Origin of the sequence: Streptococcus mitis (assembly GCF_946190325.1) — a bacterium.
In the GTDB taxonomy this organism is placed as follows: Bacteria; Bacillota; Bacilli; order Lactobacillales; family Streptococcaceae; genus Streptococcus; species Streptococcus mitis_CF.
In genome coordinates, this window is sequence record NZ_CAMHZR010000002.1 from 431,699 (window position 1) to 455,492 (window position 23,794).

Consider the following 23,794-nt stretch of genomic DNA (forward strand, 5'->3'; position numbering starts at 1 on the left):
TTTTTTTAATCTCCTTCCATTTTCTTAGGTTGATAGGCTAGCATACCTAAACCAATAAATAGTACTAATATCACAGAAAGGAAAATAACTTGGTGATGAATATTTCCTGTCATAGAGATTGTTTGTCGTAATCCTGAAACTGAATAACTCATTGGTAACCAAGGATTAATAGCCCTAAAGAAATCATTTGTCAAAGCAAGTGGATAAGTACCGGCACTTGATGCCAACTGTAATAAAAGCAAGATAAGAGAGAAGAAAGCTCCTATACGGCTATTCCATGTTGTCAAAGCAGTCACCATAGACATGAATACTAAACTTGTTAAGATGATGAGAATAAATGTTCTCATTTCATGATTAGCAGTTAGACCAATAAGATGAACTCCTCCATATACCAAAGTTCCTGCTAAAACAGCTATAATACCATTTATTTCAGCTCGAGATTTCAACCAAGCCCAGCGGCTCTCCGGATGACGTCCTGAAGGTAACTTCGTAAAGATCATATTCGTTGATATTGCTGCAACAAAGAGAGCAACTGATATCATATAAGGAGCCATTGCAACTCCATTTACAGGAACTTGATCATTGTCTGTTTTGGAAAGACTGAGAGGATTTGATAAAATCTCTGCATTTTTAGATTCCGTAGATGCTGATTTGAGTTGATCACTAGCATTACTCAATCCTTGTCCTAAAGAAGCAACTCCTGTCTGTAAACCTTCCAAGCCAGAAGTTAACTTTGTTCCACCTTCTGCAAGCTTCCCAGATCCATCTGCCAATTTATTAGCTCCATTCTCTAATTGAGAAGCACCTGAAATTAACTGACTGGATTTATCAGCTAATTGGCCCGATCCTAACTGCAATTTATCAACTCCTGCCATTAATTCTTGACTCTTTTGATTCAATTGATTGGATCCAGTTGATAATTTTTCAATACCAGATACTAATTCTGGAGTTTTTTCAACTAATTGACCAACTCCTGCTGTCAAGCTAGAAGATTTTTGTGTCAAGGTAGTTGAGCCTGAAACTAGTTGGTCCAAATTACCTGTCAAGGTGGAATTTTTTTCACTTAGTTGACTTGCGCCTTGAGAAACTTTATCAACACCTGCAGTATATGCATTTACACCTGATGTAATAGACTGACTGGCAGGAACTAATTGGCTAGTAACAGCTCCTTGTATTTCTGTTAATCCACTTGACAATTCTGTCAAAGAAGTAGAAGCAAGCGGTAATACTTGATTAGCTTGATTTTTTAATGTCGAAAGATTAGAAGATTGATTTTGTAAGTTTTCTAAACTTCCCTGTAAACCTTGAGCTAAAGCTACAATTGACTGAGCCGATTGAATACTATCAGTCGAATTTTGAGATACAGAAGCACTTATCTCAGCTTGTTGCTCACTTGTCAATGATTGATAAGCTGCTGTCGATTGAATATTGGCTAATGTAGTCGCTTTATCAGACTGAACACTTGCTAACATTTGATTAGAAAGAGATACTATACTTGATAAAACAGAATCTAATTGTTTTGTATCTCCAACATCAATATTTTGAATAGCTTGATTTAACTGATTCAAACCAGAAGATAATTTATTAATTTGATCTTTTTGCTCAGACGAAGTATCTAACTTGCTAGAAAGTTGTTGAATCCCTTCACTTAATTGCTCCACACCCATTCGAAGTGTAGCTGATTGATTAGATAACTGATTAGCACCTGTTGCAAGATTTCCCACTCCATTTGTATAGGCACTAACACCAGATGAAAATTGATTAAGACCAGCATTGAGCTTAGAAACACCGCCAGTATAAGATTCTACACCAGTATATAATTGATTAATTCCCCTCACTAATTCAGGGCTTTTAGAAGATAATTGACCTAACCCACTATCTAATTGACTCACTGCACCAGTATATGTAACTAAACCACTATTAAAATTCCCTAAGCCAAGATGAAGTTGTTCAACACCAGAGACATAAGAGGATAATCCTTTAGTAAACTGCTCCGTTCCATTTGAAAATGTTAAACTTGAAGCTGCTAAAGAGTTTAGGTTAATAGTTAATGTTTGACTTCCTGCCACTAACTGATTCGCTCCATCAGTTAGTTTTTCACTTCCAGAAGCTGCTTGACTCATACCATCCTTTAAATCGACCATTTTGTTGAATAAAGCTTTAGTATAGGTCTCGGTTACATTGGTAGAAACACTCTGCTTTAATTGTGTCATTGCAGAATCACTCATCTTGCTGGCAATAAAGCTATGACCACTTGAAGTCTGATAATCGATTTGCATTTGCTCAGGGTGATCCGTTAAAATAGAAGCTGCTTTTTCAGACAAGTCACTTGGCAAAGTGACTACCATATAATAATCACCGTTTTCTAGACCCTTCTTACCTTCTTCTTCATCTACAAAATGAAAATCCAATGATTTATTTTGCTCTAAATTAGACACCATGTCTTTTCCTATAGACATGCTATTACCATTATAAGAGGCCTCTTTATCATTATTGACAACTGCCACAGGTAAGTCAGACACTTGACCATATGGATCCCACATTGAGGATAAAAATATGATATTGTACAGAGCGGGAATAAGAGAAATTCCTATCATGACAATAATAAAGGTTGGTTTTTTAAAAATTGCTTTCCATTCTTTAAACATAGTTTCTCCTTTTTTAAACATATTGTCTAAAATTTTGATATAATAGATTATACATTAAAAAATCTAAATTACAAGATAAAAAATCCATTTTTAGACATATAGTCTAATTTGTTTACAAGGAGGAAATATGCAAGAAAGTAACAAACGCTTAAAAACAAAGCGAACTATTGAAAATGCTATGGTACAATTACTCATGGAACAGCCATTTGATCAAATTTCTACTGTCAAGCTAGCAGAAAAAGCTGGAATTAGTCGTTCCAGCTTCTATACTCACTATAAGGATAAGTATGATATGATTGAGCACTATCAAAGCAAGCTATTTCATACATTTGAATATATTTTTCAAAAACATGCTCATCACAAAAGAGATGCTATTCTAGAAGTATTTGAATATCTAGAGTCAGAACCACTTCTAGCTGCCCTTCTTTCTGAAAATGGGACTAAAGAAATCCAAAATTTCTTAAGAAATAAACTTCATATCATGCTCAGTACAGATTTACAAAAACGATTTATACAACTGAATCTCAATACCACTGAATTAGAATACAGTAGCATCTATCTAACTCACGCACTTTTTGGTGTTTGCCAAACTTGGATTGCACATGGAAAAAAAGAAAGTCCTCAAGAAATAACAGACTTCCTCATGAAGATGCTTGGTGATACGAATTGATGCAAAAAAGGGAACAACACTGTGTTCCCTTTTATCTATACTCCGCCAGTAGGACTCGAACCTACGACATCATGATTAACAGTCATGCGCTACTACCAACTGAGCTATGGCGGATAAAATAGTCCGTACGGGATTCGAACCCGTGTTACCGCCGTGAAAAGGCGGTGTCTTAACCCCTTGACCAACGGACCTTCTATCTGTAGCAGATATAACCATTATATCAATTTCTTACTAATTGTCAATCACTTTTGAGATTTTTTCTCTAGAATATCTTTTAATTTTCTAATTTTTAATCTTGAAATAGGACAACGATGGTCTTCATAGAAAACAATTTCTAAGTTTTTTCGATCAATTTCTCTGATATTGCCTATATTTACCAAAAATGACTTATGAGGAGAATAAAATCGCTGAGTATGTTTGTCCTTTTCCTGAATATCTGTCATGGTACCGTAAAACTCTTTGGCAAAATTCTTACCAATAATGCGTAATTTATGAGAGACACCTGTCGTTTCAATATACAAAATATCATGGTAAGGAATTTTTAAATCATTTCCCTTGTAATTGTAGTCAAAATAATCTACAACATCTTCATTTTCAAGTAACATACTCTTCGTGTAGAAGATATTTTGCTCAATTCTCTTCTTAAACAACTCATCATTGATATCCTTATCAACAAAATCTAAGGCTGATACCTGGTATTTATAGGTTAGAGTCGCAAACTCTGATCGACTGGTGATAAAGACGATAATAGCGTAAGGATTGTGATGACGAATAAACTGAGCAACTTCAAACCCTTTTTTCTCAATTCCATGAATATCAATATCTAGAAAATAAAGCTGGTTTACTTCATCATTTTCGATATATTCCTTAAACTCACGAACTTTTCCCGTTGTCTTGTATGATATTGGAATATTCGATTCTTTCGAAATTTCATCCAATATTCTCTCTAGTCTCACTTGATGTTCAATAACATCTTCTAAAATTAAAACTTTCATTCAAATTCCCTCTTAAACCTAATAATTTGTCTAAATGTACTGCCTTCCATCTCTGTTTCTAAAATAATATTGTTGTATTTATCTAGTAGTTCTTTCACATTATTTAAGCCTACTCCGCGATTTCTTCCCTTAGTGGAGAATCCTAAGGCAAATAGATCTCCTGAAGGAGTCATCGTCATTTTACATGAATTCTGAATCACAATAACTGTTTCGGTTTCCATCTTAATAACTGCTACTTCCATTTGTTTTTTATAGCTATCAGCTGATCCTTCTACAGCATTGTTCAATAAAACACTCATGATACGAACCAAATCCAATAGTTCAATTGGGAGCTTGGTAATCTTATCTTTTACTTCCAGTGTAAACTCTACACCATTATTTCGAGCATAGACAATTGACTGAGCAACCAAACTTCGTAAAGCTGAATCTTCTATGTTGTTCAAGTCAAAGTAAGTATACTTATCTGAACGCAGTTTGTGATTTGCTTTGACCAAAACTTCATTGTAAACTCTGTCAATTTCCTGTAAATCACCACTATCAATTGCCATCTGCATGCTGACAAGCATCCCGGCATAGTCATGTCGAAAACCACGGATTTCATTATACAGTCCGACAATTTCATCTGTATAATTCTGTAAATGTTTCTGTTCAAATTTCTTCTGCTTCAAAGCAATCTCTTTCTCCATTTTTTCTTTATGCGAATTCATTGCAAAAAAGGTCAAAAGTAAAGAGATAAAGACAATAGATGATAAAATACTTCCAAAACTATTCAAATGTTTAATCGTACTTACCATATCTGAAATGAAAGATACAATATGTAGAAGTAGTAAAGCAAAAAAGACTTTTTTCAAGAAAGGATAGAGATAATCTTTGTCAAAATAGTTTAGTTCCAAATGGAAATAACGAATGATTGTTACGATAACGACATAAGTCAACACCGTTACAACTAAAAAGAATAGGCCATAATATTGTAAAACAAAATTGTCTCCTGTTAGAGAGGAGAAAGTTACAGACAGAAAGGTATGAGTGCTCTCATATAAAAGAGATAGTAGTAAACTTAGGAATAGTCCTCTATCCCTCTTATACTGTTTAATACATTTAAAATAGAAATATAGCATCAAAGGAAATAAAAATGTTCCAATCCCTAACCCCTCTAAGTATAGAAGATAAAAAGGAAGGTCAAGTACTGTTCCTACTAGTAATGTATAACCACCAAAAAAGCATAATTCCTTTGTTTTTATTTGCCTTTTACAAATTAAACGGTAACTTTGACTAATAATAAAAACATATAATATCAAATCTACTAATAAGAAAAAATCCATTATTCTACTCCCTTATCTTCTTTTGAAGAGATTAAGTAAACTATTAATTGTTTTTCTAGTTTCCCCACCTCGAATCTCCTGCAAGTCTTTTTCCTTCAAGGCTACAAACTGTTCCAATTTAACTGTGTTTTTCATAATAAAATCTCCTAAAATGTTTTTTTCTTGTAAGCTAACTTACAAAAACTATTATACAAAATGGAATTTCATTGTAGACAAAATTCTCTCAACTGTCATTTTTTTCTCCCCAAGTGTACTTTTTTAAGAAAAAAGCCGGGAAAATTCCCAGCTTTGCTACTATATTGATCCCAGCAGGATTCGAACCTGCGACCGTTCGCTTAGAAGGCGAATGCTCTATCCAGCTGAGCTATGAGACCTAATACAGCTATTCTACCAAAAATCCAATTGAAAGTCAATTTTCTATTTATGATAGGGTGATCCCTGCTGAATCGTAAAAGCCCGATAGATTTGTTCAACAAGGACTAGTCTCATTAACTGATGAGGCAAGGTTAAGCGACCAAAACTAACAGAAAGATTGGCTCTTTTTTTTACATCCTGTGCTAACCCCAGACTCCCTCCAATAATAAAGGTAAGAGTAGAAAATCCTTTTATAGAAGCTTCTTCTAGCTGCTTACTAAATTCTTCTGAGGAGAAAGTTCTCCCTTCGATAGCCAACGCAATAACAAAATCACGGTCACCAACTTTTGATAAAATTCTCTGACCTTCTATTTCTAAAATCTTTTGATTTTCTGACTCACTGGCCCTATCTGGTGTTTTTTCATCTGCTAGCTCAATCATTTCAAGCTTAGCAAATCGAGAAATTCGTTTTGAATACTCTGCGATACCATCTTTTAAATACTTTTCTTTCAGTTTCCCAACTGTTACAACTTTAATTTTCATGACTCTATTCTAACATATTCTCTATTTTTTCACATCTTATTCACAAAATAAAAGGTTAATTTTAGCCGAGAAAACCACAGATTTTTGAAAGTTATCCACAATCTGTGAAAAACTTTTATTTTTAAGTTATAATTAAGCTAGTCAGTTTATACTTTCATTAATTTAAAACATATGGAGGCAAATATGAAACATCTCAAAACATTTTACAAAAAATGGTTTCAATTATTAGTCGTTATCGTCATTAGCTTTATTAGTGGAGCCTTGGGGAGTTTTTCAATAAACCAACTAACTCAGAAAAGTACTGTAAGTAACTCCAACAACAATAGTACTATTACACAGACTGCCTATAAGAACGAAAATTCAACAACACAGGCTGTTAACAAAGTAAAAGACGCTGTTGTTTCTGTTATTACTTATTCAGCTAACAGACAAAATAGCGTATTTGGCAATGATGATACAGATACAGATTCTCAGCAAATCTCTAGTGAAGGATCTGGGGTTATTTATAAAAAGAATGACAAAGAAGCTTATATTGTCACCAACAATCACGTTATAAATGGTGCCAGCAAAGTAGATATTCGTTTGTCAGATGGAACTAAGGTACCTGGAGAAATCGTCGGAGCTGACACTTTCTCTGATATTGCTGTCGTCAAAATATCTTCAGAAAAAGTGACAACAGTAGCGGAATTTGGTGATTCTAGTCAGTTAACCGTAGGAGAAACTGCTATTGCTATCGGTAGCCCGTTAGGTTCTGAATATGCTAATACTGTCACTCAAGGTATCATATCTAGTCTCAATCGAAATGTATCTTTAAAATCTGAAGATGGACAAGCCATTTCTACAAAAGCCATCCAAACTGATACTGCTATTAACCCAGGTAACTCTGGTGGCCCACTAATCAATATTCAAGGACAGGTTATCGGAATTACCTCAAGTAAAATTGCCACAAATGGAGGAACATCTGTAGAAGGTCTTGGTTTTGCAATCCCTGCAAATGATGCTATCAATATTATTGAACAATTGGAAAAGAACGGAAAAGTGACTCGTCCAGCTTTGGGAATTCAAATGGTCAATCTCTCAAATATTAATACAAGTGATATTAGAAGACTGAATATTCCAAGCAGTGTAACATCTGGTGTAGTTGTTCGTTCTGTGCAAAGTAATATGCCTGCAAATGGTCACCTTGAAAAATACGATGTTATTACAAAAGTAGATGACAAAGACATCGCTTCATCAACAGACTTACAAAGTGCTCTTTACAATCATTCTATCGGAGACACCATTAAGATAACTTACTATCGTAACGGTAAAGAAGAAACTACATCTATTAAACTTGACAAGAGTTCAGGCGATTTAGAATCTTAATTGACATCTATGTAAAGAAAGCTTTACATAAGAGAAAAGATGTGTTAGTGTAGAATCATGGAAAAATTTGAAATGATTTCTATCACGGATATACAAAAAAATCCCTATCAACCTCGAAAAGAATTTGATGGAGAAAAACTACATGAACTAGCACAGTCTATCAAAGAAAATGGGGTCATTCAACCGATTATTGTTCGTCAATCTCCTGTTATTGGTTATGAAATCCTTGCAGGAGAGAGACGCTATCGCGCTTCACTTTTAGCTGGTCTAACGTCTATCCCAGCTGTTGTTAAACAACTTTCAAACCAAGAGATGATGGTCCAGTCCATCATTGAAAATTTACAAAGAGAAAATTTAAATCCAATAGAAGAAGCACGCGCCTATGAATCTCTTGTAGAGAAAGGATTTACCCATGCTGAAATTGCAGATAAAATGGGCAAGTCTCGTCCTTATATCAGCAACTCTATTCGCTTGCTGTCCTTGCCAGAACAGATCCTCTCAGAAGTAGAAAATGGCAAACTATCACAAGCCCATGCGCGTTCTCTAGTTGGCTTGAATAAGGAACAACAAGACTATTTCTTTCAACGGATTATATATGAAGACATTTCTGTAAGGAAGTTAGAAGCTCTTCTGACAGAGAAAAAACAAAAGAAACAGAAAAAAAATGATTATTTCATACAAAATGAAGAAGAACAGTTAAAAAAACTACTCGGATTAGATGTAGAAATCAAACTGTCTAAAAAAGATAGCGGAAAAATCATTATTGCTTTCTCAAATCAAGAAGAATACAGTAGAATTATCAACAGCCTGAAATAAGGCTGTTCTTTTATTTTTTTATCTCACAATGTTATCCACTCTTTTTTTTTAATAAAAAGCTTAATAAATCAATAGTTTTTGATTTTATCCCCAACCTGTGGATAAAACTTGATAACATTGTGGATTAATTTTCACAGCTTGTGGAAAATTCTTGCTATCTATGGTAAAATAAGTCTAACATTAAACTTTTAAATAGTAAAGGAGGAGAATGGATTGAAAGAAAAACAATTTTGGAATCGTATATTAGAATTTGCTCAAGAAAGATTAACTCGATCCATGTATGATTTCTATGCTATTCAAGCTGAACTCATTAAGGTAGAGGAAAATGTTGCCACTATATTTTTACCACGATCTGAAATGGAAATGGTCTGGGAAAAACAACTAAAAGATATCATTGTAGTAGCTGGTTTTGAAATTTATGATGCTGAAATAACTCCCCACTATATTTTCACCAAGCCTAAAGATACGACTATTTCACAAGTTGAAGAAGCTCCAAATTCAACTCTTTATGACTATAGTCCAAAGTTAGCATCTATTCCTTATTCGGATACTGGATTAAAAGAAAAGTATACCTTTGATAATTTTATCCAAGGAGATGGAAATGTTTGGGCAGTATCAGCCGCTTTGGCTGTCTCTGAAGATTTGGCTCTGACCTATAACCCTCTTTTTATCTATGGAGGACCTGGCCTTGGTAAGACTCACTTACTCAATGCAATTGGGAATGAGATTTTGAAAAATATTCCTGATGCGCGTGTGAAGTACATCCCTGCTGAAAGCTTTATCAACGACTTTCTTGAACACCTGAGACTTGGTGAAATGGAAAAGTTCAAAAAAACTTACCGTAGTCTTGATCTCTTGTTAATTGATGATATCCAATCGCTGAGTGGAAAAAAAGTTGCAACTCAAGAAGAATTTTTCAATACTTTCAATGTTCTCCATAGCAATCAAAAACAAATTGTTCTGACTAGTGATCGTAGTCCTAAACACTTAGAAGGCCTTGAAGAACGGCTTGTCACGCGCTTTAGCTGGGGCTTGACGCAAAACATCACACCACCTGACTTTGAAACACGTATTGCCATTTTACAAAGTAAAACAGAGCATTTAGACTACAATTTCCAAAGTGATACCCTAGAATACCTAGCTGGCCAATTTGATTCAAACGTTCGAGAACTTGAAGGAGCAATCAACGACATCACTTTAATTGCAAGAGTGAAGAAGATTAAGGATATCACTATCGATATCGCTGCAGAAGCCATTAGAGCTCGCAAACAAGATGTTAGCCAAATGCTCGTCATCCCAATTGATAAAATTCAAAATGAAGTTGGTAACTTTTATGGTGTCAGTGTCAAAGAAATGAAGGGAAGTAGACGCCTTCAAAATATTGTTTTAGCCCGTCAAGTAGCTATGTATTTATCTAGAGAACTAACAGATAATAGTCTTCCAAAAATTGGGAAGGAATTTGGTGGAAAAGATCACACAACAGTCATTCATGCCCATGCTAAAATTAAATCTTTGATTGATGAAGACGATAATTTACGTTTAGAAATTGAATCAATCAAAAAGAAAATCAAATAACTTGTGGATAACTCTTGCTTTTTTATCTTTTTTATCCACATTTTTTAAACAAGCTAAAAAACTTGATATGACTTGTTTAAAGTCTGTTTTCCACAGATTTCACAGACTCTATTATTACTATTATCCTTCTAATACTAAAAATAAATAAAGGAGAATCCATGATTCATTTTTCAATTAATAAAAATTTATTTCTACAAGCATTAAATACTACTAAGAGAGCTATTAGTTCTAAAAATGCTATTCCTATTTTATCAACCGTAAAAATTGACGTGACCAATGAAGGTGTTACTTTAATTGGTTCAAATGGTCAAATTTCAATTGAAAATTTTATTTCTCAAAAAAATGAAGATGCTGGTTTATTAATTACTTCTTTAGGTTCGATCCTTCTTGAAGCTTCTTTCTTTATCAATGTGGTATCTAGTCTACCTGATGTGACTCTTGATTTTAAAGAAATTGAACAAAATCAAATTGTTTTAACCAGCGGCAAATCAGAAATTACCCTAAAAGGAAAAGATAGCGAACAATATCCACGAATCCAAGAAATTTCAGCAAGCACTCCTTTGGTTCTTGAAACAAAATTACTCAAGAAAATTATCAATGAAACAGCCTTTGCTGCAAGTACACAAGAGAGTCGTCCAATTTTAACAGGTGTTCATTTTGTATTAAGTCAACACAAGGAGCTAAAAACAGTGGCAACAGACTCTCATCGTCTAAGCCAGAAAAAATTAACGCTTGAGAAAAATAGTGATGATTTTGATGTTGTCATTCCTAGCCGTTCTCTACGCGAATTTTCAGCGGTATTTACAGATGATATTGAAACTGTAGAGATTTTCTTTGCCAATAACCAAATCCTCTTTAGAAGCGAAAATATTAGCTTCTATACTCGTTTGTTAGAAGGTAACTATCCTGATACAGATCGTTTGATTCCAACGGACTTTAATACTACTATTACTTTTGATGTTATAAACTTACGCCAGTCAATGGAACGTGCTCGTCTTTTATCAAGTGCTACTCAAAATGGTACTGTGAAACTTGAAATTAAAGATGGGGTTGTTAGCGCCCATGTTCACTCTCCAGAAGTTGGTAAAGTAAACGAAGAAATCGATACTGATCAAGTGACTGGTGAAGATTTGACTATTAGTTTCAACCCAACTTACTTGATTGATTCACTCAAGGCTTTAAATAGCGAAAAGGTGACTATTAGCTTTATCTCAGCTGTTCGTCCATTTACTCTTGTGCCAGCTGATACTGAAGAGGACTTCATGCAACTTATCACCCCAGTTCGTACAAATTAAGTGAAAGAGGTTGAGCCTAGCTCGCCTCTTTTATGATATAATCGAAAAAGAAAAGGAGAGTAGTATGTATCAAGTTGGAAATTTTGTTGAGATGAAAAAACCACATGCTTGCACCATCAAGTCAACTGGTAAAAAAGCAAATCGTTGGGAAATTACCCGTGTTGGAGCAGATATCAAGATAAAATGCAGTAATTGTGACCATGTTGTCATGATGGGGCGCTATGATTTTGATCGAAAAATGAATAAAATTACTGACTGAGAACCCTTAGTTAGAGGGTTAGCAAGTTTTCCCTTTTTGTGTTATAATATTAGGGATTGAAATGAAAACGGAGAATGAGAAAATATGGCTTTAACAGCAGGTATCGTTGGTTTGCCAAACGTTGGTAAATCAACACTATTTAATGCAATTACAAAAGCAGGAGCAGAGGCAGCAAACTACCCATTTGCGACGATTGATCCAAACGTTGGAATGGTAGAAGTTCCAGATGAACGCCTCCAAAAACTAACTGAAATGATTACTCCTAAAAAGACAGTTCCAACAACTTTTGAATTTACAGATATTGCAGGGATTGTAAAAGGAGCTTCAAAAGGAGAAGGACTAGGAAATAAATTCTTGGCCAATATCCGTGAAGTAGATGCGATTGTTCATGTAGTTCGTGCTTTTGATGATGAAAATGTCATGCGCGAGCAAGGACGTGAAGATGCCTTTGTGGATCCACTTGCGGATATTGATACCATTAACCTGGAATTGATTCTTGCTGACTTAGAATCAGTCAATAAACGTTATGCGCGTGTAGAAAAGATGGCACGTACGCAAAAAGATAAAGAATCTGTGGCAGAATTCAATGTTCTTCAAAAGATTAAACCAGTCCTTGAAGATGGAAAATCAGCTCGAACTATTGAATTTACAGATGAGGAGCAAAAGGTTGTCAAAGGTCTCTTCCTTTTGACGACTAAACCAGTGCTCTATGTTGCCAATGTGGACGAGGATGTGGTTTCAGAACCTGACTCTATCGACTATGTTAAACAAATTCGTGAATTTGCAGAGACAGAAAATGCAGAGGTAGTAGTCATTTCAGCGCGTGCTGAAGAAGAAATTTCTGAATTGGACGATGAAGATAAAAAAGAGTTTCTTGAAGCCATTGGTTTGACAGAATCAGGCGTTGACAAGTTGACTCGTGCAGCTTACCACTTGCTTGGATTGGGAACTTATTTTACAGCCGGTGAAAAAGAAGTTCGCGCTTGGACATTCAAACGTGGTATGAAGGCTCCTCAAGCAGCTGGTATTATCCACTCAGACTTTGAAAAAGGCTTTATTCGTGCAGTAACCATGTCATACGATGATTTGGTGAAATACGGATCTGAAAAGGCTGTAAAAGAAGCTGGACGCTTGCGTGAAGAAGGAAAAGAATATATCGTTCAAGATGGCGATATTATGGAATTCCGCTTTAATGTCTAAAAAAATTAATGAATAGTGTCAATTAGGTTGGAAAAAAATTCCAACCCTTTTGGCTTTTGAAAGGAAAAATAAATGACCAAATTACTTGTAGGATTAGGAAATCCAGGGGATAAATATTTTGAAACCAAACACAATGTTGGATTTATGTTGATTGACCAATTAGCTAAAAAACAAAATATCACTTTTACACACGATAAGATATTTCAAGCTGATCTAGCATCTTTTTTTCTTAATGGCGAAAAAATTTATCTTGTCAAACCAACGACCTTTATGAATGAAAGCTGGAAAGCTGTTCATGCTTTATTGACTTACTATGGTTTGGATATTGAAGATTTACTCATTATTTATGATGATCTTGACATGGAAGTTGGAAAGATTCGTTTAAGATCAAAGGGATCCGCAGGTGGTCATAATGGTATCAAGTCTATTATTCAACATATAGGGACCCAGGGCTTTAATCGTGTTAAGATTGGAATCGGAAGACCTAAAAATGGTATGTCAGTTGTTCACCATGTTTTGAGTAAGTTTGACAAGGATGATTATATCGGTATTTTACAGTCTATTGACAAGGTTGACGATGCTGTAAACTATTATTTACAAGAGAAAAACTTTGAGAAAACAATGCAGAGGTATAACGGATAAATGGTGACCTTATTAGATTTATTCTCAGAAAATAATCAGATTAAAAAATGGAATCAAAGTTTAACAGATAAGAAAAGACAACTAATACTTGGCTTATCAACATCTACTAAGGCTCTTGCAATTGCAAGCAGTTTAGAAAAAGAAGATAAGATTGTGTTATTAACGTCAACTTATGGAGAAGCAGAAGGACTTGTTAGTGATCTTCTATCTATCTTGGGTGAGGAACTTGTCTATCCATTTTTGGTAGATGACTCCCCCATGGTCGAGTTCTTGATGTCTTCACAAGAAAAAATCATTTCACGGGTCGAAGCCTTGCGTTTTTTGACTGATCCATCTAAGAAAGGGATTTTGGTTTGTAATATTGCAGCAAGTCGATTGATTTTACCGTCTCCAAATGTATTCAAAGATAGTATTGTAAAAATCTCAGTTGGTGAAGAATATGACCAACATGCGCTTATCCATCAGTTAAAGGAAATAGGCTATCGAAAAGTTACACAAGTACAAACTCAAGGAGAATTTAGTCTGCGAGGAGATATTTTAGATATTTTTGAAATATCCCAGTTAGAACCTTTCCGAATTGAGTTTTTTGGTGATGAAGTCGATGGTATTAGGTCATTTGAAGTCGAAACACAATTATCGAAAGAAAATCAGACAGAACTCACCATCTTTCCAGCTAGTGATATGCTTTTGAGAGAAAAGGATTATCAACGAGGTCAGTCAGCTTTAGAAAAACAAATTTCAAAAACGTTATCACCTATTTTAAAATCATACTTAGAAGAAATTCTTTCAAGTTTTCATCAAAAACAAATTCATTTAGATTCTAGGAAGTTTTTATCTTTGTGTTATGACAAGACATGGACTGTTTTTGACTATATTGAAAAAGATACCCCAGTATTCTTTGATGATTATCAAAAATTAATGAATCAGTATGAAGTATTTGAAAGAGAATTAGCACAATACTTTACAGAAGAATTACAGAACAGTAAAGCATTTTCTGAAATGCAGTATTTTGCAGATACAGAGCAAATCTATAAAAAACAGAGTCCGGTTACCTTTTTCTCTAATCTGCAAAAGGGTTTAGGCAATCTCAAGTTTGACCAAATTTATCAATTTAATCAATATCCTATGCAGGAGTTTTTCAATCAATTTTCTTTTCTAAAAGAAGAAATTGAGCGATACAAAAAAATGGATTATACTATCATTCTGCAGTCTAGCAATTCAATGGGAAGTAAAACATTGGAGGATGTTTTAGAGGAATACCAGATTAAATTGGATTCTAGAGATAAGTCAAGTATTTGTAAAGAATCTGTAAACTTAATCGAGGGTAATCTCAGACATGGTTTTCATTTTGTAGATGAAAAGGTTTTATTGATAACTGAACATGAGATTTTTCAAAAGAAATTGAAACGTCGTTTTCGAAGACAACATGTTTCAAACGCAGAGAGATTAAAAGATTACAATGAACTTGAAAAAGGAGATTACGTTGTTCACCATATCCATGGAATTGGTCAATATCTAGGGATTGAAACAATTGAAATCAAAGGGATTCACCGTGATTATGTTAGTGTTCAATACCAAAACGGGGATCAAATCTCTATCCCAGTGGAACAGATTCATCTACTGTCCAAATATGTTTCAAGTGATGGGAAAGCTCCAAAACTCAATAAATTAAATGACGGTCATTTCAAAAAAGCCAAGCAAAAAGTTAAGAACCAGGTAGAGGATATAGCTGACGATTTAATCAAACTTTATTCTGAGCGCAGCCAGTTGAAGGGTTTTGCTTTTTCAGCTGATGATGAAGATCAACATGCTTTTGATGATGCCTTTCCTTATGTTGAAACGGATGATCAACTTCGTAGTATTGAGGAAATCAAGAGCGATATGCAGGCTTCTCAGCCAATGGATCGACTTTTAGTTGGGGATGTTGGTTTTGGAAAGACTGAAGTTGCTATGCGTGCAGCATTTAAGGCAGTCAATGATCACAAACAGGTTGTCGTTTTAGTTCCGACGACGGTTTTAGCGCAACAGCACTATACGAATTTTAAGGAACGATTCCAAAATTTTGCAGTCAATATTGATGTGTTGAGTCGCTTTAGAAGTAAAAAAGAACAGACTGAAACACTTGAAAAATTGAAAAAGGGTCAAGTTGATATTTTGATTGGAACGCATCGAGTTTTATCTAAAGATGTTGAGTTTGCTGATTTGGGATTGATTATTATTGATGAAGAGCAGCGATTTGGTGTCAAGCATAAGGAAACCTTGAAAGAACTGAAAAAACAAGTAGATGTCCTGACCTTGACAGCAACGCCAATTCCTCGTACCCTTCATATGTCTATGCTGGGAATCAGAGATTTGTCTGTTATTGAAACTCCGCCGACTAATCGCTATCCTGTTCAGACCTATGTTTTGGAAAAGAATAATAGTGTCATTCGTGATGCGGTCTTGCGTGAAATGGAGCGTGGAGGTCAAGTTTACTATCTTTACAACAAAGTTGACACGATTGACCAAAAGGTTTCAGAATTACAGGAGTTGATTCCAGAGGCTTCGATTGGGTATGTTCATGGGCAAATGAGTGAGATTCAGTTAGAAAATACGTTATTAGATTTCATTGAAGGTCAGTATGATATTTTGGTGACAACTACCATTATTGAGACAGGGGTGGACATTCCAAATGCTAATACTTTATTTATTGAAAATGCAGACCATATGGGCTTGTCAACCTTGTATCAGTTAAGAGGAAGAGTCGGACGTAGTAATCGTATTGCTTATGCCTATCTCATGTATCGTCCAGAAAAATCAATCAGTGAAGTTTCTGAAAAGAGATTAGAGGCAATCAAAGGATTTACAGAATTGGGTTCCGGATTTAAGATTGCTATGCGAGATCTTTCGATTCGTGGAGCAGGAAATCTCCTAGGAAAATCTCAGTCTGGTTTCATTGATTCTGTTGGTTTTGAATTGTATTCGCAGTTACTAGAGGAAGCTATTGCTAAACGACATGGTAATGGGAACACAAGAACCAAAGGAAATGCCGAATTGATTTTGCAAATTGATGCCTATCTTCCTGATACTTATATATCTGACCAACGACATAAGATTGAAATTTACAAGAAAATTCGTCAAATTGACAACCGTGTCAATTATGAAGAGTTACAGGAAGAGTTGATGGACCGCTTTGGAGAATACCCAGACGTTGTAGCTTATCTTTTAGAAATTGGTCTAGTCAAGTCATACTTGGACAAGGTCTTTGTTCAACGTGTGGAACGAAAAGAAAATAAGATTACAGTTCAATTTGAAAAAATTACTCAGCGACTGTTCTTGGCTCAAGATTATTTTAAAGCTTTATCCGCAACGAACTTAAAAGCAGCTATAGCTGAGAATAAGGGATTAATGGAAGTTGTATTTGATGTTCGAAACAAGAAGGACTATGAAATTTTAGAAGGTCTGCTCATTTTTGGAGAAATTTTATTAGAGATAAAAGTATCAAAAGAAGGCAATTCTCTTTAACATTTTTCTTCTATAAAATAGATAAAAATGGTACAATAATAATTTGAGGTAATAAAAATGAGATTAGACAAATATTTAAAAGTATCAAGAATTATCAAGCGTCGTACAGTCGCAAAAGAAGTAGCAGATAAAGGCAGAATCAAGGTGAATGGAATCTTGGCCAAAAGTTCAACGGATTTGAAAGTTAATGACCAAGTTGAAATTCGTTTTGGAAATAAGTTGCTACTTGTCAAAGTACTAGAGATGAAAGATAGTACAAAAAAAGAAGATGCAGCAGGCATGTATGAAATTATCAGTGAAACAAGGGTAGAAGAAAATGTCTAAGAATATTGTGCAATTAAACAATTCTTTTATCCAAAATGAATACCAACGTCGTCGCTACCTGATGAAAGAACGACAAAAACGGAATCGTTTTATGGGTTGGGTTCTTATTTTGATGATTTTGTTGTTTATTTTACCAACTTATAATCTTGCTCAAAGCTATAACCAATTACTCCAAAGACGTCAGCAATTAGCAGACTTGCAAACTCAGTATCAAACTTTGAGTGATGAAAAGGATAAGGAGACAGCATTTGCTACCAAGTTGAAAGACGAGGATTATGCTGCCAAATATACACGAGCGAAGTACTATTATTCTAAGAATCGGGAAGCTGTTTATACGATTCCTGACTTGCTTCCAAGGTGATGAAATGGAAAATTTATTAGATGTAATAGAGCAATTTTTGAGTCTATCGGATGAAAAGCTGGACGAGTTGGCTGATAAAAATCAATTATTGCGTTTACAGGAAGAAAAGGAAAGGAAGAATGCGTAAATTCTTAATTATTTTGTTGCTACCGAGTTTTTTGACAGTTTCAAAAGTAGTTAGCACAGAAAAAGAAGTTGTCTATACTTCGAAAGAAATTTATTACCTTTCACAATCTGACTTTGGTATTTATTTTAGAGAAAAATTAAGTTCTCCCATGGTTTATGGAGAGGTTCCTGTTTATGCGAATGAAGATTTAGTAGTGGAATCTGGAAAATTGACTCCAAAAACAAGTTTTCAGATAACCGAGTGGCGTCTAAATAAACAAGGAATTCCGGTATTTAAGCTATCAAATCATCAATTTATAGCTGCAGACAAACGATTTTTATACGATCAGTCAGAGGTAGCTCCTACAATCAAAAAAGTATGGTTAGAATCTGATTTTAAACTGTACAATAGTCCTTATGATTTAAAAGAAGAGAAATTATCCTTATCAGCTTATTCGCAAGTATCAATTGACAAGACCATGTTTGTAGAAGGAAGAGAATTTCTACATATTGATCAGGCTGGATGGGTAGCTAAAGAATCAACTTCTGAAGAAGATAATCGGATGGGTAAAGTTCAAGAAATGTTATCTGAAAAATATCAGAAGGATTCATTTTCTATTTATGTTAAGCAACTGACTACTGGAAAAGAAGCTGGTATCAATCAAGATGAAAAGATGTATGCAGCTAGCATTTTAAAATTACCTTATCTCTACTATACGCAAGAAAAAATAAATGAGGGTCTTTATCAGTTAGATACGACTGTAAAATACATATCCGCAGTCAATGATTTTCCAGGTTCTTATAAACCAGAGGGAAGTGGTAGCCTCCCTAAAAAAGAGGACAATAAAGAGTATTCTATAAAGGACTTAATCACAAAAATATCTAAAGAATCGGATAATGTAGCTCATAATTTATTGGGATATTACATTTCAAATCAATCTGATGCCACATTCAAGTCTAAGATGTCTACTATTATGGGAGATGATTGGGATCCAAAAGAAAAATTGATTTCTTCTAAGATGGCTGGGAAGGTCATGGAAGCTATTTATAATCAAAATGGATTTGTGCTAGAGTCTTTGACTAAAACAGATTTTGATAATGATCGAATTGCCAAAGGTGTTTCTGTTAAAGTAGCTCATAAAATTGGAGATGCGGATGAATTTAAGCATGATACAGGTGTTGTCTATGGAGATTCTCCATTTATTCTTTCTATTTTCACTAAAAATTCTGATTATGATACGATTTCTAAGATAGCCAAGGATGTTTATGAGGTTCTAAAATGAGGGAACAAGATTTTTTAAATCATTTTCTCAAGAGAGGATATTTAAAAAAACATACTAAGGTGGTGCTAGCTCTTTCTGGTGGCTTAGACTCTATGTTTTTATTTAAGGTATTGTCTACCTATAAAAAAGAGTTAGAAATTGAATTGATTCTAGCTCATGTGAATCATAAGCAGAGAGTAGAATCAGATTGGGAAGAACAGGAATTAAGGAAGTTCGCTGCTGAAGCAGAGCTTCCTATTTATATCAGCAATTTTTCAGGAGAATTTTCAGAAGCGCGTGCTCGAGATTTTCGTTATGATTTTTTTCAAGAGGTCATGAAAAAGACAGGTGCGACAGCCTTGGTCACTGCCCACCATGCTGATGACCAGGTGGAAACGATTTTGATGCGTTTGATTCGAGGCACTCGTTTGCGCTATCTATCAGGAATTAAGGAGAAGCAAGTAGTCGGAGAGATAGAAATCATTCGGCCCTTCTTGTATTTTCAGAAAAAAGACTTTCCACCAATTTTCCACTTTGAAGATATATCAAATCAGGAAAATCATTATTTTCGCAATCGTATTCGAAATTCTTATTTACCAGAATTAGAAAAAGAAAATCCTCTATTTAGAGATGCAATCTTAAGTATCGGCAATGAAATTTTAGATTATGACTTAGCTATAGCTGAATTATCAAAGAATATTGATGTAGAGAATTTAGAGCAGCTATTGTCTTACTCTGAGTCGACACAAAGAGTTTTACTTCAAACTTATCTGAATCGTTTTCCAGATTTGAATCTTACAAAAGCGCAGTTTGCTGAAGTTCGGCAAATTTTAAAATCTAAAAGCCAGTATCGTCATCCGCTAAAAAATGGCTATGAATTGATAAAAGAGTACCAATGGTTTAAGATTTGTAAAATCAGTCCTCAGGCTGATGAAAAGGAAGAGGAACTTGTGTTACACTATCAAAATCAAGTTACTTATCAAGGATATTTATTTTCCTTTGGACTTCCTTTAGAAGGTGAATTAATTCAGCAGGTACCTGTTTCACGCGAAACATCAATACACATTCGTCATCGAAAAACAGGAGATTTTTTGCTTCAAAATGGACATAGAAAAAAACTCAGACGTTTATTTATTGATTTGAAAATCCCTATGGAAAAACGAAAATCTGCTCTGATTATTGAGCAATTTGGTGAAATTGTCTCAATTTTGGGAATTGCGACCAGTAATTTGAGTAAAAACACGAAAAATGATATAATGAACACTGTACTTTATATAGAAAAAATAGATAGGTAAAAAAATGTTAGAAAACGATATTAAAAAAATTCTCGTTTCACACGATGAAATTACAGAAGCTGCTAAAAAATTAGGTGCCCAACTAACTAAAGACTATGCAGGAAAAAATCCGATTTTAATTGGGATTTTAAAAGGATCTATCCCTTTTATGGCTGAATTGGTTAAACATATTGATACACATATTGAAATGGACTTTATGATGGTTTCTAGCTATCATGGTGGAACAGCAAGTAGTGGTGTCATTAATATCAAGCAAGATGTGACTCAAGATATCAAAGGAAGACATGTTCTATTTGTAGAGGATATCATTGATACAGGACAAACTTTGAAGAATTTGCGAGATATGTTTATTGAAAGAGAAGCTGCTTCTGTTAACATTGCAACCTTGTTGGATAAACCAGAGGGGCGTGTTGTAGAAATTGAGGCAGACTATACCTGCTTTACTATTCCAAATGAGTTTGTAGTAGGTTATGGCTTAGACTACAAAGAAAATTATCGTAACCTTCCTTATGTTGGAGTATTGAAAGAAGAAGTGTATTCAAATTAGAAAGAACAATTTTTAATGAAAAAACAAAATAATGGTTTAATTAAAAATCCTTTTCTATGGTTATTACTTATTTTTTTCCTAGTTACAGCCTACCAGTATTTTAGTACAGGTAGTGTTGCAGGGAAAAGTGAGCAAATTAATTATACAGAATTGGTAAAAGAAATTACCGATGACAATGTAAAAGAATTGACTTACCAACCAAATGGCAGTGTTATCGAAGTTTCAGGTGTTTATAAAAATCCTAAAACAAGTAAAGAAGAAACAGGCATTCAGTTCTTTTCTACTTCTGCTACAACAGTAGAGAAATTTTCAAGCATCATTCTTCCTTCAGATACGACAGTATCTGAATTGCAAAAACTTGCTTCTGATCATAAGGCGGAGGTAACTGTTAAGCATGAAAGTTCAAGTGGTATGTGGATTAATATTCTTGTATCCATTGTGCCATTCGGTATTCTTTTCTTCTTCCTATTCTCTATGATGGGAAATATGGGAGGAAATAATAGCCGTAACCCAATGAGTTTTGGACGTAGTAAGGCTAAAGCTGCAAATAAAGAAGATATTAAAGTAAGATTTTCAGATGTTGCTGGAGCTGAGGAAGAAAAACAAGAACTAGTTGAAGTTGTTGAATTCTTAAAAGATCCAAAACGATTTACAAAACTTGGTGCTCGTATTCCAGCAGGTGTCCTTCTGGAGGGACCTCCGGGAACAGGTAAGACTTTGCTTGCTAAAGCAGTTGCCGGAGAAGCAGGTGTTCCATTCTTTAGTATCTCAGGTTCTGATTTTGTAGAAATGTTTGTCGGAGTTGGAGCTAGTCGTGTTCGTTCTCTTTTTGAAGATGCAAAAAAAGCAGCACCAGCTATCATCTTTATCGATGAAATTGATGCTGTTGGACGTCAACGTGGAGTTGGTCTTGGCGGAGGAAATGACGAACGTGAACAAACCTTGAACCAACTCTTGATTGAGATGGATGGTTTTGAGGGAAATGAAGGGATTATCGTCATCGCTGCTACAAACCGTTCAGATGTACTTGACCCTGCCCTTCTGCGTCCAGGACGTTTCGATAGAAAAGTATTGGTTGGCCGTCCTGATGTTAAAGGTCGTGAAGCAATCTTGAAAGTTCATGCTAAGAACAAGCCTTTAGCAGAAGATGTTGATTTGAAATTAGTGGCTCAACAAACTCCAGGTTTTGTTGGTGCTGATTTAGAGAATGTATTGAATGAAGCAGCTCTAGTCGCTGCTCGTCGCAATAAATCGATAATTGATGCCTCAGATATTGATGAAGCAGAAGATAGAGTGATTGCTGGACCTTCCAAGAAAGATAAGACAGTTTCACAAAAAGAACGAGAATTGGTTGCTTACCATGAGGCAGGACATACCATTGTTGGTCTAGTCTTGTCGAATGCTCGTGTTGTCCATAAGGTTACAATTGTACCACGTGGCCGTGCAGGCGGCTATATGATTGCACTTCCTAAGGAAGACCAAATGCTTCTTTCTAAAGAAGATATGAAAGAGCAATTGGCTGGTTTAATGGGTGGACGTGTAGCTGAAGAAATTATCTTTAATGTCCAAACTACAGGAGCTTCAAACGACTTTGAACAAGCTACACAGATGGCGCGTGCAATGGTTACAGAGTACGGTATGAGTGAAAAACTTGGCCCAGTACAATATGAAGGAAACCATGCCATGTTTGGTGCACAGAGCCCTCAAAAATCAATTTCAGAGCAAACAGCTTATGAAATTGATGAAGAGGTTCGTTCATTATTGAATGAAGCACGAAATAAAGCTGCTGAAATTATTCAGTCAAATCGTGAAACTCACAAGTTGATTGCAGAAGCATTATTGAAATACGAAACATTGGATAGTACGCAAATTAAATCTCTTTACGAAACAGGAAAGATGCCTGAAACAGTAGAAGAGGAATCACATGCATTATCTTATGATGAAGTGAAGTCAAAAATGAATGACGAAAAATAACCCTGAGAGAGGCATGTCCTCTCTTTTTTTGCGCAGTTGAGGAGGTGTAGAGAACAGAACGGGAAAATAGGACAAAAATGTTTTTGAATCTGTTAGACTATATCTAGAAAGGGGAACGTTATGTTTAAAGAATTGTATAAAGAAGTCCAGGGAATTGTATATAAGTGTAGAAATGAATACCATCTCCATTTATGGGAGTTATCGGATTGGGATCAAGAGGGAATGGTCTGCCTACATGAGTTGATTAGTAAAGAAGAAGGAATAGTAGAAGATATTCCTCGTTTACGTAAATACTTCAAAACCAAGTTTCGGAATCGAATCCTAGATTATATCCGTAAGCAGGAAAGTCAAAAACGAAGATATGATAAAGAACCCTATGAAGAAGTAGGTGAGATCAGTCATCGTATCAGTGAGGGCGGTCTGTGGCTAGATGACTATTATCTCTTTCATGAGACACTAAGAGATTATAGAAGCAAACAAAGTAAAGACAAACAAGAAGAGTTAGAACGCATCTTAAGAAATGAACGCTTCCGAGGGCGTCAAAGAGTATTAAGAGACTTACGTATTGTGTTTAAGGAGTTTGACATCCGTACTCAATAGGAAGTCATACAAAAAAACAGAAAAAAGATAAAAAAAGTAGTTGACAAAGTTTAAAAAGTGGGTATAATAGTAAGAGTTGAAAACAACTCTGGTCCGTTGGTCAAGGGGTTAAGACACCGCCTTTTCACGGCGGTAACA

22 protein-coding genes and 3 tRNA genes are annotated in these 23,794 nt (G+C 35.0%); 17 read left to right on the top strand and 8 right to left on the bottom strand.

Annotated features, from left to right (window positions below; genetic code table 11):
- Positions 1–5: 5 nt before the first annotated feature.
- The gene (locus tag N8M95_RS05025; protein WP_261116728.1) at positions 6–2,648 is read right to left on the bottom strand and encodes a YhgE/Pip domain-containing protein; all 2,643 of its coding nucleotides are present in this window, start codon (positions 2,646–2,648) and stop codon (positions 6–8) included.
- 127 nt (positions 2,649–2,775) lie between these two features.
- Between N8M95_RS05025 and N8M95_RS05030 the strand changes: the two genes are divergently transcribed.
- Positions 2,776–3,318, top strand: a complete 543-nt coding sequence (locus N8M95_RS05030; protein ID WP_001158274.1) for a TetR/AcrR family transcriptional regulator — start codon at positions 2,776–2,778, stop codon at positions 3,316–3,318.
- 40 nt (positions 3,319–3,358) lie between these two features.
- Here N8M95_RS05030 and N8M95_RS05035 read toward each other — a convergent pair.
- The 7 genes from N8M95_RS05035 to rlmH all read right to left on the bottom strand — a co-directional run bounded on the left by N8M95_RS05035 (position 3,359) and on the right by rlmH (position 6,532).
- Positions 3,359–3,432 (bottom strand) — tRNA-Asn (locus N8M95_RS05035).
- Positions 3,433–3,437: 5 nt separating this feature from the next.
- Positions 3,438–3,509 (bottom strand) — tRNA-Glu (locus N8M95_RS05040).
- A 51-nt stretch (positions 3,510–3,560) separates the two neighbouring features.
- Positions 3,561–4,313 (bottom strand): competence system response regulator transcription factor ComE, encoded by a 753-nt coding sequence (gene comE, locus N8M95_RS05045; RefSeq protein ID WP_000866073.1) that lies wholly within the window; start codon positions 4,311–4,313, stop codon positions 3,561–3,563.
- Entirely contained in the window at positions 4,310–5,635 is a 1,326-nt protein-coding gene (comD, locus tag N8M95_RS05050) for a competence system sensor histidine kinase ComD (protein WP_261116729.1), read from the bottom strand. The genes comE and comD overlap by 4 nt, the downstream gene beginning before the upstream one ends.
- Positions 5,636–5,647: 12 nt before the next feature.
- Positions 5,648–5,770: a competence-stimulating peptide ComC gene (comC, locus tag N8M95_RS05055; protein ID WP_020902306.1), complete on the bottom strand. Its 123-nt coding sequence runs from the start codon at positions 5,768–5,770 to the stop codon at positions 5,648–5,650.
- Positions 5,771–5,935: 165 nt separating this feature from the next.
- Positions 5,936–6,009 (bottom strand) — tRNA-Arg (locus tag N8M95_RS05060).
- Between the two features lie 43 nt (positions 6,010–6,052).
- Entirely contained in the window at positions 6,053–6,532 is a 480-nt protein-coding gene (gene rlmH / locus N8M95_RS05065; RefSeq protein ID WP_004269820.1) for a 23S rRNA (pseudouridine(1915)-N(3))-methyltransferase RlmH, read from the bottom strand.
- A gap of 183 nt (positions 6,533–6,715) precedes the next feature.
- Between rlmH and htrA the strand changes: the two genes are divergently transcribed.
- The 16 genes from htrA (at position 6,716) to N8M95_RS05145 (ending at position 23,656) form a co-directional block, all read left to right on the top strand.
- Positions 6,716–7,897, top strand: a complete 1,182-nt coding sequence (gene htrA, locus N8M95_RS05070; RefSeq protein ID WP_049486825.1) for a serine protease HtrA — start codon at positions 6,716–6,718, stop codon at positions 7,895–7,897.
- Positions 7,898–7,954: 57 nt separating this feature from the next.
- A complete protein-coding gene (locus N8M95_RS05075; protein WP_049486824.1) occupies positions 7,955–8,713 on the top strand; it encodes a ParB/RepB/Spo0J family partition protein in 759 nt (252 codons plus the stop codon).
- A 213-nt stretch (positions 8,714–8,926) separates the two neighbouring features.
- The gene (gene dnaA, locus N8M95_RS05080) at positions 8,927–10,288 is read left to right on the top strand and encodes a chromosomal replication initiator protein DnaA (RefSeq protein ID WP_261116730.1); all 1,362 of its coding nucleotides are present in this window, start codon (positions 8,927–8,929) and stop codon (positions 10,286–10,288) included.
- A 158-nt stretch (positions 10,289–10,446) separates the two neighbouring features.
- Entirely contained in the window at positions 10,447–11,583 is a 1,137-nt protein-coding gene (gene dnaN, locus N8M95_RS05085; RefSeq protein ID WP_020902310.1) for a DNA polymerase III subunit beta, read from the top strand.
- A gap of 64 nt (positions 11,584–11,647) precedes the next feature.
- Entirely contained in the window at positions 11,648–11,842 is a 195-nt protein-coding gene (locus N8M95_RS05090) for a DUF951 domain-containing protein (protein ID WP_261116731.1), read from the top strand.
- An 84-nt stretch (positions 11,843–11,926) separates the two neighbouring features.
- On the top strand, positions 11,927–13,042 hold the full coding sequence (gene ychF, locus N8M95_RS05095; protein ID WP_261116732.1) for a redox-regulated ATPase YchF: 1,116 nt from the start codon (positions 11,927–11,929) through the stop codon (positions 13,040–13,042).
- 72 nt (positions 13,043–13,114) lie between these two features.
- A complete protein-coding gene (gene pth, locus N8M95_RS05100) occupies positions 13,115–13,684 on the top strand; it encodes an aminoacyl-tRNA hydrolase (RefSeq protein ID WP_261116733.1) in 570 nt (189 codons plus the stop codon).
- Entirely contained in the window at positions 13,685–17,188 is a 3,504-nt protein-coding gene (gene mfd, locus N8M95_RS05105; RefSeq protein WP_261116734.1) for a transcription-repair coupling factor, read from the top strand. It begins immediately after the preceding gene.
- A 57-nt stretch (positions 17,189–17,245) separates the two neighbouring features.
- Complete coding sequence (locus tag N8M95_RS05110) at positions 17,246–17,512, top strand: RNA-binding S4 domain-containing protein (RefSeq protein WP_001234978.1); 267 nt, start codon at positions 17,246–17,248, stop codon at positions 17,510–17,512.
- On the top strand, positions 17,505–17,873 hold the full coding sequence (locus tag N8M95_RS05115; protein WP_261116735.1) for a septum formation initiator family protein: 369 nt from the start codon (positions 17,505–17,507) through the stop codon (positions 17,871–17,873). Before N8M95_RS05110 ends, N8M95_RS05115 begins: the two co-directional genes overlap by 8 nt.
- Before the next feature lie 4 nt (positions 17,874–17,877).
- Positions 17,878–18,000 carry an SP_0009 family protein gene (locus N8M95_RS05120; RefSeq protein ID WP_261116736.1) on the top strand — a complete coding sequence of 41 codons (123 nt, stop codon included), beginning with the start codon at positions 17,878–17,880 and terminating at the stop codon, positions 17,998–18,000.
- Positions 17,993–19,261: a serine hydrolase gene (locus N8M95_RS05125; RefSeq protein WP_261116737.1), complete on the top strand. Its 1,269-nt coding sequence runs from the start codon at positions 17,993–17,995 to the stop codon at positions 19,259–19,261. The genes N8M95_RS05120 and N8M95_RS05125 overlap by 8 nt, the downstream gene beginning before the upstream one ends.
- Complete coding sequence (gene tilS / locus N8M95_RS05130; protein WP_261116738.1) at positions 19,258–20,535, top strand: tRNA lysidine(34) synthetase TilS; 1,278 nt, start codon at positions 19,258–19,260, stop codon at positions 20,533–20,535. The genes N8M95_RS05125 and tilS overlap by 4 nt, the downstream gene beginning before the upstream one ends.
- Positions 20,536–20,539: 4 nt before the next feature.
- Entirely contained in the window at positions 20,540–21,082 is a 543-nt protein-coding gene (hpt, locus tag N8M95_RS05135) for a hypoxanthine phosphoribosyltransferase (protein WP_000892170.1), read from the top strand.
- A gap of 15 nt (positions 21,083–21,097) precedes the next feature.
- Positions 21,098–23,056, top strand: a complete 1,959-nt coding sequence (gene ftsH, locus N8M95_RS05140; protein ID WP_261116739.1) for an ATP-dependent zinc metalloprotease FtsH — start codon at positions 21,098–21,100, stop codon at positions 23,054–23,056.
- A 120-nt stretch (positions 23,057–23,176) separates the two neighbouring features.
- Positions 23,177–23,656 (top strand): sigma-70 RNA polymerase sigma factor region 4 domain-containing protein, encoded by a 480-nt coding sequence (locus N8M95_RS05145; protein ID WP_261116740.1) that lies wholly within the window; start codon positions 23,177–23,179, stop codon positions 23,654–23,656.
- Positions 23,657–23,794: the final 138 nt, after the last annotated feature.